This window comes from Streptomyces sp. NPDC031479, assembly GCF_055581065.1.
Genome location: NZ_JBVIKC010000001.1, coordinates 215,057 through 232,943 on the forward strand (window position 1 = coordinate 215,057; position 17,887 = coordinate 232,943).

Annotated in this window: 19 protein-coding genes; 11 read left to right on the top strand and 8 right to left on the bottom strand. The window is 73.2% G+C overall.

Going from position 1 to position 17,887, the window contains the following annotated elements; genetic code table 11:
- Nucleotides 1-15: 15 nt before the first annotated feature.
- Genes ACZ5D2_RS01060 through paaA form a run of 5 tightly spaced genes read right to left on the bottom strand, consistent with a single transcriptional unit; the run spans nucleotide 16 to nucleotide 3,666 of the window.
- Nucleotides 16-1,152: a 2Fe-2S iron-sulfur cluster-binding protein gene (locus tag ACZ5D2_RS01060; protein ID WP_468926281.1), complete on the bottom strand. Its 1,137-nt coding sequence runs from the start codon at nucleotides 1,150-1,152 to the stop codon at nucleotides 16-18.
- A complete protein-coding gene (gene paaD / locus ACZ5D2_RS01065; RefSeq protein ID WP_371677665.1) occupies nucleotides 1,153-1,656 on the bottom strand; it encodes a 1,2-phenylacetyl-CoA epoxidase subunit PaaD in 504 nt (167 codons plus the stop codon).
- The gene (paaC, locus tag ACZ5D2_RS01070) at nucleotides 1,650-2,384 is read right to left on the bottom strand and encodes a 1,2-phenylacetyl-CoA epoxidase subunit PaaC (RefSeq protein WP_468926284.1); all 735 of its coding nucleotides are present in this window, start codon (nucleotides 2,382-2,384) and stop codon (nucleotides 1,650-1,652) included. The genes paaD and paaC overlap by 7 nt, the downstream gene beginning before the upstream one ends.
- Nucleotides 2,381-2,665: a 1,2-phenylacetyl-CoA epoxidase subunit PaaB gene (gene paaB, locus ACZ5D2_RS01075; RefSeq protein WP_371677667.1), complete on the bottom strand. Its 285-nt coding sequence runs from the start codon at nucleotides 2,663-2,665 to the stop codon at nucleotides 2,381-2,383. Before paaB ends, paaC begins: the two co-directional genes overlap by 4 nt.
- Entirely contained in the window at nucleotides 2,662-3,666 is a 1,005-nt protein-coding gene (gene paaA, locus ACZ5D2_RS01080) for a 1,2-phenylacetyl-CoA epoxidase subunit PaaA (protein ID WP_371677668.1), read from the bottom strand. Before paaA ends, paaB begins: the two co-directional genes overlap by 4 nt.
- Nucleotides 3,667-3,801: 135 nt before the next feature.
- Here paaA and ACZ5D2_RS01085 point away from each other — a divergent pair, with 135 nt between their 5' ends.
- The 5 genes from ACZ5D2_RS01085 to ACZ5D2_RS01105 all read left to right on the top strand — a co-directional run bounded on the left by ACZ5D2_RS01085 (nucleotide 3,802) and on the right by ACZ5D2_RS01105 (nucleotide 8,170).
- Nucleotides 3,802-4,476: a DUF5819 family protein gene (locus ACZ5D2_RS01085; RefSeq protein WP_371677669.1), complete on the top strand. Its 675-nt coding sequence runs from the start codon at nucleotides 3,802-3,804 to the stop codon at nucleotides 4,474-4,476.
- Nucleotides 4,464-5,798, top strand: a complete 1,335-nt coding sequence (locus tag ACZ5D2_RS01090) for an HTTM domain-containing protein (protein ID WP_468926289.1) — start codon at nucleotides 4,464-4,466, stop codon at nucleotides 5,796-5,798. The genes ACZ5D2_RS01085 and ACZ5D2_RS01090 overlap by 13 nt, the downstream gene beginning before the upstream one ends.
- A 10-nt stretch (nucleotides 5,799-5,808) precedes the next feature.
- On the top strand, nucleotides 5,809-6,579 hold the full coding sequence (locus tag ACZ5D2_RS01095; protein ID WP_371677671.1) for a TrmH family RNA methyltransferase: 771 nt from the start codon (nucleotides 5,809-5,811) through the stop codon (nucleotides 6,577-6,579).
- A 557-nt stretch (nucleotides 6,580-7,136) separates the two neighbouring features.
- Nucleotides 7,137-7,427 carry a hypothetical protein gene (locus ACZ5D2_RS01100; protein WP_371677672.1) on the top strand — a complete coding sequence of 97 codons (291 nt, stop codon included), beginning with the start codon at nucleotides 7,137-7,139 and terminating at the stop codon, nucleotides 7,425-7,427.
- On the top strand, nucleotides 7,424-8,170 hold the full coding sequence (locus ACZ5D2_RS01105; protein ID WP_371677673.1) for a Crp/Fnr family transcriptional regulator: 747 nt from the start codon (nucleotides 7,424-7,426) through the stop codon (nucleotides 8,168-8,170). The genes ACZ5D2_RS01100 and ACZ5D2_RS01105 overlap by 4 nt, the downstream gene beginning before the upstream one ends.
- Nucleotides 8,171-8,237: 67 nt before the next feature.
- On the opposite strand, the gene paaN is transcribed toward ACZ5D2_RS01105, so the two are convergent.
- A complete protein-coding gene (gene paaN, locus ACZ5D2_RS01110; protein ID WP_371677674.1) occupies nucleotides 8,238-9,920 on the bottom strand; it encodes a phenylacetic acid degradation protein PaaN in 1,683 nt (560 codons plus the stop codon).
- 168 nt (nucleotides 9,921-10,088) lie between these two features.
- Between paaN and ACZ5D2_RS01115 the strand changes: the two genes are divergently transcribed.
- Genes ACZ5D2_RS01115 through ACZ5D2_RS01125 form a run of 3 tightly spaced genes read left to right on the top strand, consistent with a single transcriptional unit; the run spans nucleotide 10,089 to nucleotide 12,570 of the window.
- Nucleotides 10,089-11,636: a 3-hydroxyacyl-CoA dehydrogenase gene (locus tag ACZ5D2_RS01115; protein WP_468926295.1), complete on the top strand. Its 1,548-nt coding sequence runs from the start codon at nucleotides 10,089-10,091 to the stop codon at nucleotides 11,634-11,636.
- Complete coding sequence (locus tag ACZ5D2_RS01120) at nucleotides 11,633-12,220, top strand: TetR/AcrR family transcriptional regulator (protein WP_371677676.1); 588 nt, start codon at nucleotides 11,633-11,635, stop codon at nucleotides 12,218-12,220. Before ACZ5D2_RS01115 ends, ACZ5D2_RS01120 begins: the two co-directional genes overlap by 4 nt.
- A gap of 41 nt (nucleotides 12,221-12,261) precedes the next feature.
- Nucleotides 12,262-12,570, top strand: coding sequence for a hypothetical protein (locus tag ACZ5D2_RS01125; RefSeq protein ID WP_468926299.1), 309 nt, complete (start codon nucleotides 12,262-12,264; stop codon nucleotides 12,568-12,570).
- Here ACZ5D2_RS01125 and ACZ5D2_RS01130 read toward each other — a convergent pair.
- Nucleotides 12,530-13,117, bottom strand: coding sequence for an Lrp/AsnC family transcriptional regulator (locus ACZ5D2_RS01130; RefSeq protein WP_468926302.1), 588 nt, complete (start codon nucleotides 13,115-13,117; stop codon nucleotides 12,530-12,532). The two genes, ACZ5D2_RS01125 and ACZ5D2_RS01130, sit on opposite strands and share 41 nt — an antisense overlap.
- A gap of 177 nt (nucleotides 13,118-13,294) precedes the next feature.
- Here ACZ5D2_RS01130 and pdhA point away from each other — a divergent pair, with 177 nt between their 5' ends.
- From pdhA to ACZ5D2_RS01145, 3 genes are read left to right on the top strand one after another with little or no spacing between them, the layout of a single operon-like run.
- Nucleotides 13,295-14,431: a pyruvate dehydrogenase (acetyl-transferring) E1 component subunit alpha gene (gene pdhA, locus ACZ5D2_RS01135; protein ID WP_371681220.1), complete on the top strand. Its 1,137-nt coding sequence runs from the start codon at nucleotides 13,295-13,297 to the stop codon at nucleotides 14,429-14,431.
- Nucleotides 14,428-15,435, top strand: a complete 1,008-nt coding sequence (locus ACZ5D2_RS01140) for an alpha-ketoacid dehydrogenase subunit beta (RefSeq protein ID WP_371677679.1) — start codon at nucleotides 14,428-14,430, stop codon at nucleotides 15,433-15,435. The genes pdhA and ACZ5D2_RS01140 overlap by 4 nt, the downstream gene beginning before the upstream one ends.
- Nucleotides 15,435-16,745 (top strand): dihydrolipoamide acetyltransferase family protein, encoded by a 1,311-nt coding sequence (locus ACZ5D2_RS01145; RefSeq protein WP_468926306.1) that lies wholly within the window; start codon nucleotides 15,435-15,437, stop codon nucleotides 16,743-16,745. The genes ACZ5D2_RS01140 and ACZ5D2_RS01145 overlap by 1 nt, the downstream gene beginning before the upstream one ends.
- Before the next feature lie 130 nt (nucleotides 16,746-16,875).
- On the opposite strand, the gene ACZ5D2_RS01150 is transcribed toward ACZ5D2_RS01145, so the two are convergent.
- The gene (locus ACZ5D2_RS01150; protein WP_468926309.1) at nucleotides 16,876-17,853 is read right to left on the bottom strand and encodes an NAD(P)H-quinone oxidoreductase; all 978 of its coding nucleotides are present in this window, start codon (nucleotides 17,851-17,853) and stop codon (nucleotides 16,876-16,878) included.
- Between the last annotated feature and the right edge of the window lie 34 nt (nucleotides 17,854-17,887).

Sequence of the window (17,887 nt, forward strand, 5' to 3'; positions counted from 1 at the left end):
CGGGGGCGGGAAGGGTCAGCGGTCGAAGTCGATCTCCACTTCCTCGGAGACCGCGTGGGACTGGCAGGCCAGCACGAACCCGGCCTCGGTCTCCTCCTCCTCCAGCGCGAAGTTGCGGTCCATCCGCACCTCGCCCGTGACGAGGAACGCCCGGCAGGTGCCGCAGACCCCGCCCTTGCAGGCGTACGGGGCGTCCGCGCGGCCCCGCAGCACGGCGTCCAGCAGGGACTCGCCTTCCTGGACCGGCCAGGTGCCGGAGCGGCCGTCGAGCCGGGCGGTGACCCGGCCGTGGGCGGGCGCCGCGGTCGTCCGGGCCGGGACCGCCGGTGCGGTGTCCTCGACGTGGAAGACCTCCTCGTGTACCCGCGTCCGGGCGACGCCGAGGGCGCCCAGGGCCCGCTCCGCGCCCTCCACCAGTCCGTACGGCCCGCACAGGTACCAGCCGGTGACCTCGGTGACCGGCAGCAGCGCCGGCAGCAGGGACGTCAGCCGTTCCTCGTCGAGGCGGCCGGAGGGCAGACCGGCTTCCTGCTCCTCGCGGGAGAGCGCGGTGACCAGCTGGAAGCGGTCGGGGTACCGGTCCTTGAGGTCGGCGACCTCCTCCAGGAACATCGTCGACGCGGCCGTACGGTCGCCGCGCACCAGGCAGAAGCGGGCGTCGGGCCGGGCCGCCAGCAGGGTGGCGGCGATCGACAGGACCGGGGTGATGCCGCTGCCGCCGACGATCGCCGCGTAGTGCGCGCCGGCCGGGGCGCCGGCCGGGTCCAGGATGAACCGTCCGGCCGGGACCATCACGTCCAGCACGTCCCCGGCGGCGATCTCCTTGTGCGCGAAGGTGGAGAACTCGCCGCCCTCCACCAGCCGCACGCCCACCCGCAGCACCTCCGGGCCCGGGCCGTCGGCGGCCGGGGCGGGGGAGCAGATCGAATAGGTGCGGCGGACCTCGGCGCCCTCGCCGGCGGTGCGGCGCAGCGTGAGGTGCTGGCCGGGAGCGTGCCGGTACTCGGCGCGCAGCTCCTCGGGGACGGACAGGGTCAGCGCCACCGAGTCGTCCGTCAGCCGGTCGACCGCGGCCACCGTCAGCGGGTGGAACGCGCCGTGGCGCGCGGGGCGCGCGCTGCCGGCGGACGCCGGGGGCACGGACACGGCCATCTACAGCTCCTTGAAGTGGTCGAACGGTTCGCGGCAGGCCACGCAGCGGCGCAGCGCCTTGCACGCGGTGGAGGAGAAGCGGCTGAGCAGCTCGGTGTCGGTGGATCCGCAGTTCGGGCAGCGGACCGACAGGGTGAGCGGCACCGCTCCGCCGGCCGAGTGCGGGCGGGGCGGGGCGATGCCGAACTCGGCCAGCTTGCGGCGGCCCTCGGCCGTGATGTCGTCCGTCGACCAGGCGGGGGACAGGACGGTCGTCACGCGGACGTCGGGTATGCCGTGGCCGGTCAGGGCCCGCTCGATGTCGGCGGACATGGCCTCGATGGCCGGGCAGCCGGTGTAGGTGGGCGTGAGGGTGACCTCCACGTGCCCGTCCTCGTGCATCCGGACGCCGCGCATGACGCCCAGCTCGGCGAGGGTGAGCACCGGCAGCTCCGGATCGGGCACGGAGCCCGCCAGCTCGGCCAGCTCCGCCTCCAGACGGGTCTGCGCGGCGGCGGTCACCACGACGCCCCCGGGTGGCTGCGGTGCAGGTGCTGCATCTCCGCGAGCAGCCGCCCGAACGGTTCGGTGTGCAGGCCCTGCCGGCCCGCTCCGGCGGCCCAGGCGCCCGTACGGGGCCCGTCGGGCAGGGCCAGGCCGGCCCGGTCCAGTACGGAGCCCAGGGCGTCCAGCCAGCGGGTCTCCAGGGCGGCCGGGTCGACGTCCAGGCCGTCGACCGGCTGGAACATCTCCCCGGTGAACTTCCACAGGGTGTCCAGCGCGGCCCGCATCCGCGACCGGCTCTCCTCGGTGCCGTCGCCGAGGCGCAGCGTCCACTGCTCGGCGTGGTCCCGGTGGTAGGCGGTCTCCTTCACGGCCTTGGCCGCCAGCGGGGCGAACGGGCCGTTACCGGCGGCGAGCTCCGCGTAGAGCTCGTGCTGGTAGAGGGAGAAGTAGAGCTGCCGGGCGATGGTGTGGGCGAAGTCGCCGTTGGGCTGCTCGACCAGCTGGAGGTTGCGGAAGGACCGCTCCTCGCGCAGGAAGGCCAGCTCGTCCTCGTCGCCCGCCATGGACAGCAGGACGCGGGCCTGCCCGAGCAGGTCGAGCGCGATGTTGGCGAGCGCGACCTCCTCCTCCAGGACGGGGGCGTGGCCCGCCCACTCGCCGAGGCGGTGGGAGAGGATCAGCGCGTCGTCGCCGAGGGCCAGGACGGCCGCGGTGGCGGTGCTGTTCTCGGTGCCGGTGCTGCTCACAGGTGACGCACCCCCTCGGGGATCTCGTAGAAGGTGGGGTGCCGGTAGGGCTTGTCGGCGGACGGGTCGAAGAACGGGTCCCGCTCGTCCGGGGAGGAGGCGACTATCTCGGTGGAGGGCACGACCCAGATCGAGATGCCCTCGCCGCGCCGCGTGTAGAGGTCGCGGGCGTTGCGCAGGGCCATCTCCGCGTCGGGGGCGTGCAGGCTGCCCGCGTGCGTGTGCGAGAGGCCGCGGCGCGAGCGCACGAACACCTCCCACAGGGGCCAGTTCTGCGTCATGCCTGTACCTCTCGTCCGGTGCTGGTGTGCTTCTCGGCGTACGCGGCGGCCGCGTCGCGGACCCAGGCGCCTTCCTCGTGCGCCGTGCGCCGCTGGTTGATCCGCAGTTCGTTGCAGGGGCCGTTGCCCTTGAGGACGTCCCAGAACTCGGCCCAGTCGATGGCGCCGAAGTCGTGGTGGCCGCGCTCCTCGTTCCACTTGATGTCCGGGTCGGGCAGGGTCAGGCCCAGCGACTCGGCCTGGGGGACGGCGATGTCGACGAAGCGCTGGCGCAGCTCGTCGTTGGAGTGCCGCTTGATCCGCCAGGCCATCGACTGCGCCGAGTGCGCCGACTCGTCGTCCGGCGGGCCGAACATCATGAGCGAGGGCCACCACCAGCGGTCGACGGCGTCCTGGGCCATGGCGTGCTGGGCCTCGGTGCCCCGGGAGAGGGCGAGGAGCAGCTCGTACCCCTGGCGCTGGTGGAAGGACTCCTCCTTGCAGATCCGGACCATCGCGCGGGCGTAGGGGCCGTAGGAGCAGCGGCAGATCGGCACCTGGTTGGTGATCGCCGCGCCGTCCACGAGCCAGCCGATGGCGCCGACGTCCGCCCAGGTCAGGGTGGGGTAGTTGAAGATCGAGGAGTACTTCTGCTTGCCCGAGTGCAGCTTGTCGAGGAGCTCGTCGCGGCTGGTGCCGAGGGTTTCGGCGGCGCTGTAGAGGTAGAGGCCGTGGCCGGCCTCGTCCTGCACCTTGGCCATCAGGATCGCCTTGCGGCGCAGGGAGGGCGCGCGGGTGATCCAGTTGGCCTCGGGCTGCATGCCGATGATCTCGGAGTGGGCGTGCTGGGCCATCTGGCGGACCAGCGAGGCGCGGTACTCGTCGGGCATCCAGTCGCGCGGTTCCACCCGCTCGTCCGCCGCCACGGCGGCGTCGAAGGACGCCCGCAGCTGATCCGCGAGGTCCCCGGACCGCGCGTCCGCTGTGCTTGACGTGCCCGTTTCCGGGGTCACTGCGACCATCCCGGCCCCCTGTCAGAGTGTGCCGTCCGCCCGACCGACCGATCGTTCGGTTCATCCGCTTCAATGGTGAGACGGCGGCCCGTAGGGTGTCAACCTCTGTGGGCAACCCTGTGGACGCCGGATGATCGGGGCGGGATGGATTCGAACGAGCACGAGCCCGTGGAAGAAGCCCCTCCGGAGCCGCGGAAGGCGCCGCCCCGGGCGCCCGGGATCACCGGGCTGTCCGCCCCGTACCGCGTCCTCGCGGCCTTCGCCCTCGCGGCCGTGGCCGTCGCCGCCTGCACCCATCTGGCGCTCGTTTTCCTGCACGTCGCCCCGTCCAACACGGTCAGCAAGCGGAATGCGGCGCTGATCGACGGCTGGATCTACCCCGAGTTCGAACAGAACTGGAAGCTCTTCGCGCCCAACCCCCTCCAGCAGAACATCGCCGTCGAGGTCCGCGCCCAGGTCCGCACCGGGGGCGGCGAGCTCGTCACCAGCGGCTGGCGCGACCTGTCCGCCGAGGACGGCGCCGCCATCCGGCACAATCCGCTGCCGAGCCACACCGAGCAGAACGAGCTCCGCCGGGCCTGGGACTTCTTCACCGGCTCCCACGACGACGACAACAAGCCGACCGGCGAGCGCGGCGCGCTCTCCGAGGAGTACCTGCGGCGCATCGCGCTGGAGCGGCTCGTCCCCGTCTACCGCGAGGGCCGGATCCTGCGCGTCCAGCTGCGCTCGGCGACGCGGTCCGTACCCGCGCCGAGCTGGAGCGACGAGAAGACCGACACCCAGACGTACTACCGGGAGCTGCCGTGGTGGACCGTGTGAGACGGGCGCTCGCGAAGGTCACCGGGGAGGCGCTGGGGCCCTACCAGAGCGCCGTGGTCCGCATCGGATTCGCCGGGACCTGGCTGCTCTTCCTCCTGTGCGAGTTCCCCGACCGGCACCAGCTCTACGGCCCCGACGGGCCGTGGAGCTGGCGGCTGGCGGAGCGGCTGGTGGCCTCCAACCACGCCTTCACCGTGCTGCTGTGGTCGCGCTCCACCCTCTGGTTCGAGCTCGTCTACGCCGTCGCCGTGCTCGCGAGCGCGCTGCTGCTGCTGGGCTGGCGGACCCGGGCGACGTCCGTCGTCTTCATGGTCGGCGTGCTCTCGCTGCAGAACCGCAGCGTGTTCATGGGCGACGGCGGGGACAACGTCATCCACCTCATGGCCGTCTACCTGGTCCTCACGCGCTGCGCGCGGGTGTGGTCGCTCGACGCGCGGCGGGCCCGTCTGCGGGGCTCGGCCTCGGCCGGAGCGGCGGGGCCGGTGCTCTGGGGGGTGCTGGGCGCGGTCCTCGCGTACGGGGCGGCGACCGGGCGCCTGGGCGGCGGCTGGCTCGCGGCCTTCGCGGCGCTGTGGGCGGGACCGGCACTGTGGTGGGTGGCCGACCGGCACGAGCGGTCGGGAGAACGCCCGGGAGGGGCGGGCGGTGAGGGGGCCGGGGAAGCGCCCGGCGAGGATGCCGGTGCGGCGCCCGGCCGGGGTGCCGGGGAGCGGGCCGTGCGGCGGGCCGGCGAGGGGCGGGCCTTCCTCGACGTGCTGGCGAACCTGCTGCACAACGCCGGAATGCTGGTCATCATGGCCGAGGTGTGCCTGATCTACGCGACGGCCGGCTGGTACAAGATCCAGGGCTCGCGGTGGCAGGACGGGACCGCGCTGTACTACCCCCTCCGGCTGGACTACTTCGCGCCGTGGCCGGAGCTGTCGGACGTGCTCGCGGGGAGCGGGGTGATGGTGATGCTGGTGTCGTACGGGACGGTGGCGGTGCAGGTGGCGTTTCCGTTCACGCTGTTCAACCGCCGGGTCAAGAACGTGTTGCTGGCGCTGATGATGCTGGAGCACGCGGGGATCGCGGTACTGCTGGGGCTCCCGTTCTTCTCGCTGGCGATGATCGCCGCCGACGCGGTGTTCCTGCCGACGGGGTTCCTGGTGTGGGTGGGGGCGAGGGTCGTGCGGGGCCGGTCCCCCGCCCGCCCCCGGCCCGTCCGCCGGGCCGCGCCCGGACCGCGGGGGCCCCGCCCCCTGACCCCCGCGCCCCGGACGCCGGCGGAGCCGGAACCGGTGGGGCGTGACGGCGCGGTCGGGGCGGGCGGCGCGGGCTCGTAAGGTCGGCGGTATGAGTGAGCAGCGGGAATTCGGTGAGGCCGGCCGGGAGTGGCGGGAAGCGGTCGGGCGGGACGGGGTGGTGCTGCTCGACGGGTTCCACGCCCTGAAGCACGCCCTGCGCTTCGGGGCCGAGGTGCTGGTGGCCGTCGCCGACGACCCCGCCGCGGTACGGGCGCTCGCCGACGGCCTGGCCCCCGACGTGGCCCCCGGGGTGGCCCGGCTGGTGCGGTCCGGCGCGCTCAAGGAGCTGCTCCCCCGCGTGCACCCCACCGGGGTCGCCGCCCTCGCCGTGCGCCCCGACCGGGAAGCCGGAAGGGCCGCCCTCGCCAGGACCCCCCGGCCGGCTCCGATCGTGCTGCTCGACAACCCGCGCAACCTCGGCAACGTCGGGGCGGTCGTCCGTCTCGCGGCCGGTTTCGGCGCCACCGGTGTGGTGACCCGTGGCGACCTCGACCCGTGGCACCCCAACGTGGTCCGGGCCGGGGCGGGACTGCACTACGCCACCACCGTGGACCGGATGGAGCTGGAGGAGCTGCCCTCCGGGCCGGTGTACGCGCTCGACCCGGAGGGCGAGGACATCCGTTCCCTCACGCTCCCGGACGACGCCCTGCTCGCCTTCGGGTCGGAACGCCACGGCATCTCGCCGGAGCTGCGCGCCCGCGCCGACCACCTGGTGTCCCTGCCGATGCGCCCGCAGGTCTCCAGCTACAACCTGGCCACCAGCGTGGCCATGACCCTCTTCCACTGGGGCGGGCCCCACGAGGGTGTTACGGGCCGGTAGCGCGTGGCCGGAAAAGACGCACGCGGGTGACGTCGGGCGGGTCCGGGGGGCCACCCCGGAAGCTCCGCCCGACCGCTGCGCTGCACCTACCAGGCTCAACTCAGCTCGACGTATCTAACGACAGGGCCCCGGCGAAGATTCCCTCACATTAGGGAGAGGGTGCGGTAACGGCCAGGAAATTCCCCAGAGCTGGGGCATGTACCGACGTTCGAGTACGCATTTCGACACTCCGGTGGCCGGAATCGGGTGCACGGCGCGGTGGAATTCAGGAAGTGGTACCGGCACTCGGTGACAGGCCGGCGGGCGGCCGTCCGGGCGCCCGGGAGGGTCCGAAGACCGGACAACATGTGCGCCCACCTGGGGGCAAGTCGCCCTGAAATCAAACAGGATGATCGATTCCGTGATCATAGGGAGACGTTACGTGATGACCGGTGGCGTCCGTTATTCTCCCTTCGGAGTACATGGGCCGCGCTCTCGCCAAGCGCTTCGTGCCCGCGCCTGCCAAAAAGCTGCACCTACCAATCAAATTGAATCAGCAAAGTAAAAGGGATGCTCATATGCTTCTCCTCAGCGCTGTCATGATCACCGGCCTGGTGGCTGCCGTCCTCGGGGTCGCCGTCTGGCGCCTCACCTCCACCCCGCGCTGGATCCCCGCCGTCATCGGCTCGGTCGGCGGCGTCCTGCTCGCGCTGCCCCCCGTCTTCGCCTCGCTGCAGCCGGCCGCCCTGCGCCCGGCCGCTCCGGAGGCCTACGCGACCCTCGCGCCCGCCGCCCCCCGGGTGCCCGTCGCTCCCCCGGTGTCGCCGGCGCGGCCGGGCGGTGCCGGCACGGGTACGACCGTCCTGTGACCCCCGCCCGTCGCTTCAAGCGGCACGAACTGGGCTTCGGGGACTACCCGTTCTTCCGGTCGCTGAGCACCGAGCTGTGTCAGGAGATCTTCCAGGCGTCCCGCGTCCGCCAGTACGGGCGCGGGGCGCGCATCCGGGGCATGACGGTCCGGGGCGGGGACTCGGTCCACATCGTCCTCAACGACACCGGCATCGTGTCGGAGGAGCTCGTGCACCACGAGGCGTCGACGCTGCGCTTCCGGCACCAGGGCCACGTCCTCGGCGACCTCGACGTCTTCGCCTCGTCCAGGGCGCCCCTGGCCATGGCGCTGACGACCACGGTGACGATGGCCGTGCCGATGAACGTGATGCGGTCGATGGTGGGCAAGCACCCCACCCTCATGCGGGCGGTGAGCGTGGCGATCACGGAGCGCTTGCGCACCGGCGACCGGGTCTACGGGATGTTCGCGCGGCCCGCCGAACAGCGCCTGTGCGGGCTCTTCCTGGAGCTGCTGGACAGGTCCGGCTTCATGACGGAGGACGGCTACCGGGTCGAGGGACCCTCGCAGCTGGATCTGGCCCAGGCGCTCATGCTCTCCCGCGCCACCGTCGAGAACGCGTTGCGCTCGCTGCGGGCCAAGCAGGTGGTGAGGACCTCGTACCGCTCCTACACCTTCCCCGACCTGAAGCTGCTGGAGAAGGTCGAGGCGTCCGGCGCGGCCGCCGCCTCCACCCCCGCCGCGGGCTCCGCGGAGTGCGCCTGAGGCGGTGACGGCCGGCCCCGGGGCCGCGGACCGGGCCCCGGAGCGGGGCCGCGGGGCCGGCGGCGGGCTACGCCTGGCGGCGGACCTCCACCACGCGGAAGCGGTTCGAGACGAAGGCGCCGTCACAAAGGGCCGCGTTCGCCGCGGGGTTGCCGCCCGAGCCGTGGAAGTCGGAGAAGGCCGCGGTCTGGTTGACGTAGACCCCGCCCGTGAGGTTGAGGGACAGCTGCGCCGACTCCTCCAGGCAGACCTCCTCGATGGCCCGCTCGGTGTCCGGGGAAGTGGTGTACGCGCCCACCGTCATCGCGCCCTTCTCCCGCACCGTACGGCGCAGCAGGTCGAGGGCGTCCGCCGTGGAGTCGACGGCCACGGCGAAGGAGACGGGGCCGAAGCACTCCGAGAGGTACGCGGCCTCCGGGTCGGGCTTGGAGGCGTCCAGCTTGACCATCACCGGGGTGCGGACGACCGCGTCCGGGAACTCGGGGTTGACCACCTCGCGGGAGGCGAGGGCGACCTCGCCCAGCCCGGCGGCCGCCTCCAGGCGGGACTTGACGTCCGGGTTGACCAGCGCGCCCAGCAGCGCGTTGGCGCGGGCGTCGTCGCCCAGCAGGCCGCCGACGGAGGCCGCGAGGTCGGCGACGACCTCGTCGTACGTCTTGTGCCCGGCGTCCGTCCCGATGCCGTCGCGCGGGATCAGCAGGTTCTGCGGGGTGGTGCACATCTGGCCGCTGTAGAGGGAGAGCGAAAAGGCCAGGTTCGACAGCATCCCCTTGTAGTCGGAGGTCGAGTCGATGAGGACGGTGTTGACGCCCGCCTTCTCCGTGTAGACCTGCGCCTGGCGGGCGTTGGTCTCCAGCCAGTCGCCGAACTCGGTGGACCCGGTGTAGTCGATCAGCTTGATCTCCGGGCGGACCGCGAGGGTCTTGGCGATGCCCTCGCCCGGCCGCTCGACCGCGAGGGCCACCAGGTTCGGGTCGAAGCCCGCCTCGGCGAGGACCTCGCGGGCCACCCGCACGGTCAGCGCCAGCGGGAGCACGGCGCGCGGGTGCGGCTTGACCAGGACGGCGTTGCCGGTGGCCAGGGAGGCGAACAGGCCCGGGTAGCCGTTCCAGGTGGGGAAGGTGTTGCAGCCGATCATCAGGGCGATTCCGCGCGGGACCGCCGTGAAGGTCTTGCCGAGCTCCAGCGGGTCGCGCTTGCCCTGCGGCTTCGACCAGTCGGCCTGCCCCGGGACGCGGGTCTGCTCCTCGTAGGCGTAGGCGACGGCCTCCAGGCCGCGGTCCTGGGCGTGGGGGCCGCCGGCCTGGAAGGCCATCATGAAGGCCTGGCCGCTGGTGTGCATGACCGCGTGCGCGAACTCGTGGGTGCGGGCGGAGATGCGGGCGAGGATCTCGACGGAGACCAGGGCGCGGGTCTCGGGACCGGCGTCCCGCCAGGCGGCGATGCCGGCCTTCATCGCGGGCAGCAGCACGTCGGGGTCGACGTGCGGGTACTCCACGCCCAGCTCCGGGCCGTACGGGGACACCTCGCCGCCCGTCCAGCCGTCGGTGCCGGGCTGGCCGAGGTCGAAGCGGGTCCCGCGGACGGCCTCGAAGGCGGCGAGGCCGTCGGCCGGGGCGGTCTCCCCGTAGGCCTTGGGGTGCTCGGGGTGCGGGGACCAGTAGGCCCGGCTTCGGATGGCGGCGAGCGCCTGATCCAGGGTGTTCCGGTGCTTCTCGGTCAGCTGGGTGAGGGTGAGCTCGGCGGCCATCAGGGACCAACTCCTCGTTGAGCCGGGCAGGATCAGGCTGGTTCGCAGGCTGAGATCGATGCGGGGGCGGGTGAAGAAGAGCAGACTGGAGCTAGAGTAACCGAACGATCGGTCGGGACAAGAGGGCCCGGCGGACCTGTGGACAACCCGGTGCGGGAGGATCAGGACATGACAGCAATCGAGCGGTCCGGCACTGTGGCGGTCATCGGCGCCGGAACCATGGGACAGGGCATCGCCCAGGTGGCCCTTCTCGCAGGTCACCGCGTGCTGATCCACGACATCGACCACGACCTCGCCGCCGCCGGGGCCGCCCTCGTGCGCGAGCGCGTCGAGCGGATGGCCGCGAAGGGCCGCCTTGATCGCGCCGAGGCCGAGGACGCGATCGGCCGGATCGGTGCGGCCGACGGCCTGGCCGCCCTCGCGGACGCGGCGCTCGTCATCGAGGCGGTCGTCGAGGACGTCTCCGTCAAGCGGGCGCTCTTCGCCTCGGTCGAAGGGGTGGTCGCGCAGGACGCCCTGCTGGCGACCAACACCTCCTCGCTCTCCGTCACCGAACTCGCCGCCGGCCTCGCCCACCCCGGCCGCTTCCTCGGCCTGCACTTCTTCAACCCGGCCCCGCTGCTCCCGCTCGTCGAGGTGGTCAGCGGTTTCGCGACCGATCCGGCCGCCGCCGAGCGCGCGTACGACACGGTCCTGAGCTGGGGGAAGACGCCGGTCCGCTGCGCCGACACCCCCGGCTTCATCGTCAACCGGATCGCCCGCCCCTTCTACGCCGAGGCCTTCGCGGTGTACGAGGAGCGGGGCGCCGACCCGGCCACCATCGACGCCGTCCTGCGCGAGAGCGGCGGCTTCAAGATGGGCCCCTTCCAGCTGACCGACCTGATCGGCCAGGACGTCAACGAGGCCGTCACCCGGTCCGTCTGGGAGTCGTTCTTCCGGAGCCCCAAGTTCACCCCCTCGCTCGCGCAGCGCCGGCTGGTCCAGTCGGGCCGCCTCGGCCGCAAGTCCGGGCACGGCTGGTTCCCGTACGGGGAGGGCGCCGAGGTGCCCGCGCCGCACACGGCCGGCCCCGAGGCGGCGCCGGACAAGGTCACGATCGTCGGCGACCTCGGTCCCGCGGCGCAGCTGGCGGAGCTCCTGGAGGAGGCCGGGATCGCGGTGACGGCCACCGGCCACGGGGGTCCGTACATCCAGCTGCCGGGGGAGGGCCAGCTGGTGCTCGCGGACGGCAAGACCGCGGTCGAGTTCGCCGACGTCGTCTACTTCGACCTCGCGCTCGACTACCGCGGCGCCACCCGGATCGCGCTCTCCGCCAGCGAGGACACCACCGAGCGGACCCTCGCCGAGGCGGTCGGCCTCTTCCAGCGGCTCGGCAAGCAGGTCTCCGTCATCGGCGACGTCCCGGGCATGATCGTCGCCCGGACGGTCGCGATGCTGATCGACCTCACCGCCGACGCCCTGGCGCGCGGCGTGGCCACCGCCGAGGACATCGACACCGCGATGCGGCTCGGCGTCAACTACCCGCTGGGCCCGGCCGAATGGCACGACCGGCTCGGCCGCGACTGGGCGTACGACCTGCTGCACCACCTGGACGAGCGCTGTCCGGGCGGCCGCTACGCGCCCTCGCTGGCCCTGTTCAAGCTCGGATACGCGGAAGGCGCCGACGGCGGGGACGACGAGGCGGACGAGGCGGACGAGGCGGAGGAGACCAGATGACCACCGCGAGGCGGGACACGTACACCCCGGAGACGCTGCTGACCGTCGCGGTCCAGGTCTTCAACGAGCGCGGCTACGACGGCACCTCCATGGAGCACCTCTCCAAGGCCGCGGGCATCTCCAAGTCCTCCATCTACCACCACGTCGCGGGCAAGGAGGAGCTGCTGCGCCGGGCCGTCAGCCGGGCCCTGGACGGGCTCTTCGCGGTCCTGGAGGAGCCCGGGGCGGTACGGGGGTCCGCGGTCGCGCGCGTCGAGTACGTCACGCGCCGGACGGTCGAGGTACTGGTCGCCGAGCTGCCGTACGTCACCCTCCTGCTGCGCGTGCGCGGCAACACCCGGACCGAGCGCTGGGCCCTGGAGCGGCGCCGCGAGTTCGACCACCAGGTGGCCGACCTCCTCAAGGCCGCCGCGGCCGACGGGGACCTGCGCGCGGACGTCGACATCCGGCTGGCCACCCGCCTGCTCTTCGGCATGGTGAACTCCCTGGTCGAGTGGTACCGCCCGCACCCGGGCACCACCCCCGACCAGCTGGCCGACGCCGTGGTCAGCATGGCCCTGGACGGCCTGCGCACGGTGCGGTAATCCGTATCGCTGCTGGGCGCCGGGTTCCTGGGCGTCTTCGTGTGGGCGCCGCCGCCGGGGCCTGGCGGGCCAACTTCACGGTCGACACCGACGGGGACCCGTACGACGAGGAGTACGGCACGGCCTTCGCCCCGCACTTCGTCTTCCCGCTGGACCGCACCCCGCCCGGGGCGTTCGCCGCGATGGTGGCCGCCGCGGATCCCGATCTGGCGGTGGCGGTGGTCGACGGGCGGCTGGTGGTGACGCCGACGGACGCGGAGTGGCCCGGCGGGGACCCCGTATGGCCGCCCGTCGGGCGGGGGAACGCGCTCAGTCCTCGCTCAGCGTCTGGGGCGCGGGCGGGCCCGTGACGGGGGGCTGGTTCGGGCCCTGGTCCAGGAGGTCCGTCTCCTCGAAGACCAGCAGGGTGCGGGTGGAGAGGACCTCCGGGATGGCCTGGAGGCGGGTGAGGACCAGTTCGCGCAGGGTCCGGTTGTCCGGGGTGTGGACCAGCAGGAGGACGTCGAAATCCCCGCTGACCAGGGCGATGTGGGCCGCGCCCGGAAGCTCGCGCAGCTGCTCGCGCACCGTCCGCCAGGAGTTCTGGACGATCTTCAGGGTGATATACGCGGAAGCGCCCTGACCTGCGCGTTCGTGGTTCACGCGGGCCGTGAACCCCCGGATCACCCCGTCGTCGATCAGCCGGTTGATCCGGGCGTAGGCATTGGCCCGGGAGACGTGCACCTGCTCGGCCACCGAACGTATCGACGCGCGGCCGTCCGCCTGGAGCAGCCGCATGATCGACCGGTCGATCGGATCCAGGGCGCGCGGCGGGGCAGCCGGTACCGGTGTGACCCCCGGGGCGCTCCCCGGCGGGACCGGTGCGGAGCCCGCTCCGGCCATTTGTTCATCCGGCATTGGCCACTGCCTCCCTCTCCTGGACGTCCTGCACCCATCCCAGGGGTCCGCCGCCACTTTGTCCACAGCCTGGAGCCGCCTGTAGCCAAATTGCGTCGGCGACCGAACAATCGGTAGGTGAGGCGCCTCACACCCGAGGCGTCCCTGCCCGCTTCCCACGAGGAGGTGTACGCCGCCATGACGGTCCAAGAGCTGCCCGGTGCCGGTGCGTCCCACCGTGCCACCCCGCCGCCCGCCTGGAGGCCCCGTACGGAGGCCGCCCCGCTGCTTCCGGACCCCGAGCCCTACCGGGTGCTGGGCACCGAGGCGGCCGCCGGCCTCGACCCCGAGCTGATGCGCCGGTATTACGCCGAGCTGGTGCGCGGCCGCCGCTACAACGCGCAGGCCACCGCGCTGACCCGGCAGGGCCGTCTCGCCGTGTACCCGTCCACCGTCGGGCAGGAGGCCGCCGAGATCGCGGCCGCGCTGGTCCTGGAGGAGCAGGACTGGCTCTTCCCGAGCTACCGGGACACCCTCGCGGCCGTGGCCCGCGGGCTGGACCCCGTACAGGCGCTGACGCTGCTGCGCGGCGACTGGCACACCGGGTACGACCCGCGCGAGCACCGGATCGCCCCCCTGTGCACCCCGCTCGCCACCCAGCTGCCGCACGCGGTGGGCCTGGCGCACGCCGCCCGCCTGCGCGGCGACGAGGTCGTCGCGCTGGCCATGATCGGCGACGGCGGCACCAGCGAGGGCGACTTCCACGAGGCGCTGAACTTCGCGGCCGTCTGGCAGGCCCCGGTGGTCTTCCTGGTCCAGAACAACGGCTTCGCGATATCCGTCCCCCTCGCCAAGCAGACGGCCGCCCCGACCCTGGCCCACAAGGCCGTGGGCTACGGGATGCCCGGCCGGCTGGTCGACGGGAACGACGTTGCCGCCCTCCACGAGGTCCTCACCGAGGCCGTTCAGCGGGCGCGCGCCGGCGGCGGCCCGACCCTGATCGAGGCCGTCACGTACCGGATGGAGGCCCACACGAACGCCGACGACGCGACCCGCTACCGCTCGGACGCCGAGGTGGAGGCCTGGAAGGCGCACGATCCGGTGCAGCTGCTGGAGAACGAGCTGACCGCCCGCGGGATCCTCGACGAGCAGGGCATCCAGGAGGCCCGCGACGCCGCCGAGGCGATGGCGGCCACCCTCCGCGAGGGGATGAACGCCGACCCGGTCCTCGATCCGATGGACCTCTTCGCACACGTCTACGCGGAGCAGACCGGCCGGCTGCGCGAGCAGGCGGACCAGCTGCGCGCCGAACTGGAAGCCGAGGACGACGCATGAGCACGGTGACCCGGCCCGGGGTCAAGCCCGCGACGATGGCCCAGGCGCTGACCCGGGCCATGCGCGACGCGATGGCCGAGGACCCGACCGTCCACGTCATGGGCGAGGACGTCGGCGCGCTCGGCGGGGTCTTCCGGATCACCGACGGGCTCGTGAAGGAGTTCGGCGAGGACCGCGTGACGGACACCCCGCTCGCCGAGGCCGGAATCCTCGGCGCGGCGGTGGGCATGGCCATGTACGGGCTGCGGCCGGTCGTGGAGATGCAGTTCGACGCGTTCGCGTACCCGGCCTTCGAGCAGCTCATCTCGCACGTCGCGAAGATGCGCAACCGCACCCGTGGCGCGATGCCGCTGCCGATCACCATCCGGGTGCCGTACGGCGGTGGCATCGGCGGCGTCGAGCACCACTGCGACTCCTCCGAGGCGTACTACACGGCCACCCCCGGCCTCCACGTGGTGACCCCGGCGACCGTCGAGGACGCGTACGGGCTGCTGCGCGCGTCCATCGCGAGCGACGACCCGGTGGTCTTCCTTGAGCCCAAGCGGCTCTACTGGTCGAAGGCGCAGTGGTCGCCGGAGGCCCCGGCGGCGGTCCCGGGCATCGGGAAGGCCCTGGTCCGGCGGACGGGCACGAGCGCCACTCTGATCACCTACGGTCCTTCGGTGCCGGTCTGCCTGGAGGCGGCCGAGGCGGCGCGCGAGGAGGGCTGGGACCTGGAGGTCGTCGACCTGCGCTCGCTGGTGCCCTTCGATGAGGAGACCGTCGTGGCCTCCGTGCGCCGGACGGGGCGTGCGGTCGTGGTCCACGAGGCGGCCGGCTTCGGCGGGCCCGGGGCGGAGATCGCCGCGCGGGTGGCCGAGCGGTGCTTCCACCACCTGGAGGCGCCGGTGCTGCGGGTGACGGGCTTCGACATCCCGTATCCGCCGCCGATGCTGGAGAAGCACCACCTGCCGGGAGTGGACCGGATCCTGGACGCCGTGGCCCGGCTGCAGTGGGAGAACTGATGCCGCAGGTACTGGAGTTCAAGCTGCCCGACCTCGGTGAGGGGCTGACCGAGGCGGAGATCGTGCGCTGGCTGGTGGCCGTGGGCGACGTCGTCGAGATCGACCAGCCGGTGGTCGAGGTGGAGACCGCCAAGGCGATGGTCGAGGTGCCGTGTCCCTACGGGGGCGTGGTCACCGCGCGCTTCGGCGAGGAGGGTACGGAGCTTCCGGTGGGGGCTCCGCTGATCACCGTCGCGGTGGGGTCGGTGACGGAGCCGGAGGCCGAGGCGTCGGACGCGCCGTCGGGGTCCGGGAACGTGCTCGTCGGGTACGGCACCGACCACTCGCGGCCGGCACGACGGCGCAGGATCCGGCCGGGTGCGGGTGCGGGTGCGGGTGCGGGTGCGGGTGCGGGTGCCGGTGCTGCTGTGGCGCCGGTCGCGGTGGCCGTGGCGCCGGCCGGGCCGGTGGCGGTGATCTCGCCGCTGGTGCGCAAGCTGGCCCGGGACAACGGCATCGACCTGCGGGCGCTGCGCGGGAGCGGGCCCGAGGGCCTGATCCTGCGGGCCGACGTGGAGGCGGCGCTGCGTCCGGCGGCCCCCGCGGCGGCTCCGGTTCCCGTGGCGGCGGCCGCCGCCGCACAGGGCGAGCGGATCCCCCTCAAGGGGCTGCGCGGCGCCGTGGCGGAGAAGCTGTCGCGCAGCCGGCGCGAGATCCCCGAGGCGACCTGCTGGGTCGACGCGGACGCCACCGAACTGATGGCGGCCCGGGCCGCGATGAACGCGGTGGACGGACCGAAGATCTCGGTGCTCGCCCTGCTGGCCCGGATCTGCACGGCCGCGCTGGCCAAGTACCCCGAGCTGAACTCCACCGTGGACCTCGCGGCGAACGAGATCGTCCGGCTCCCGGCCGTGCACCTCGGCTTCGCCGCCCAGACCGAGCGCGGGCTGATGGTCCCGGTCGTCCGGGACGCCCAGACGCGCAGCCCCGAGTCCCTGTCGGCGGAGTTCGCACGGCTGACGGAGCTGGCGCGGGCGGGCAAGCTGACGCCGGCGGACCTCACGGGCGGCACGTTCACCCTGAACAACTACGGGGTGTTCGGGGTCGACGGCTCCACGCCGATCATCAACCACCCCGAGGCGGCGATGCTCGGAGTGGGCCGGATCATCCCGAAGCCGTGGGTGTACCGGGGTGAGCTGGCCGTGCGTCAGGTCGTCCAGCTGTCCCTGACGTTCGACCACCGGGTGTGCGACGGCGGCGCCGCGGGCGGGTTCCTGCGGTACGTGGCCGACTGCGTGGAGAACCCGGCGGTGCTCCTGAGGGCGCTGTAGGGGCCGTTCGCTCGCAGCAGCCCGCCCGCTCCCCGGGGTTCCGTCCCGGGGAGCGGGCGGGCGCGTGTCAGGTGGCCCAGCCGGCCGGCCCAGTCGGCCGGCCCGGCGCGCCGCACGGCGTCGTAGGTCGTCAGGTCGTCAGGAGGAGTTTGCCCACGTGGGTGCTGGACTCCAGGACGCGGTGGGCCTCGGCGGCCTCCCGCATCGGGTAGGTCGCGTGGACCACCGGACGGACGCGGCCCGAGGCGATCAGGGGCCACACGTGCTCCCGTACGGCGGCCACGATGGCCGCCTTCTCCTCCAGCGGCCGGGTCCGCAGCGAGGTCGCCGTGATCGCCGCCCGCTTCGCCAGCAGCGCGCCCAGGTTCACCTCGGCCTTCACCCCGCCCTGGAGCCCGATGATCGCGAGGCGGCCGTTCACGGCCAGCGCGTCCAGGTTCCGCGCCAGGTACTTCGCGCCCATGATGTCCAGGATCACGTCCGCCCCGGCCCCGCCCGTCGCGGCCCGCACCTCCTCCACGAAGTCCTGCTCGCGGTAGTCGACCAGGACGTCCGCGCCCAGCTCCGCGCAGCGGTCCAGCTTCTCCTTGCCGCCCGCCGTGACCGCCACCCGCGCCCCGACGGCCTTGCCCAGCTGGATCGCCATGGTGCCGATCCCGCTGGACCCGCCGTGCACCAGCAGGGTCTCGCCGGGACGCAGCCCGGCGACCATGAACACGTTGGACCACACGGTGCAGACGACCTCGGGCAGCGCGGCGGCCGCCACCAGGTCGACCCCGGCGGGCACCGGCAGCAGCTGACCCACCGGGACGGACACGCGCTCCGCGTACCCGCCGCCGGACAGCAGCGCGCACACCTCGTCGCCCACCGACCAGCCGGACACCCCCGGCCCCAGGGCGGCGATCCGCCCGGAACACTCCAGGCCCGGGTGGCGCGAGGCGCCGGGCGGAGGATCGTAGAACCCCTGACGCTGAAGGACGTCGGCGCGGTTCACGGCGCTCGCCGCGACCTCGACGAGCACCTCCCCCTCGCCCGCCACCGGATCGGGTACCTCTGCCCAGACGAGGGCCTCGGGGCCGCCGGGCTGCTCGATGGTGATCGCATGCATGGCCCGGAATCTACGCGACCCGGCGCGCCCCGCC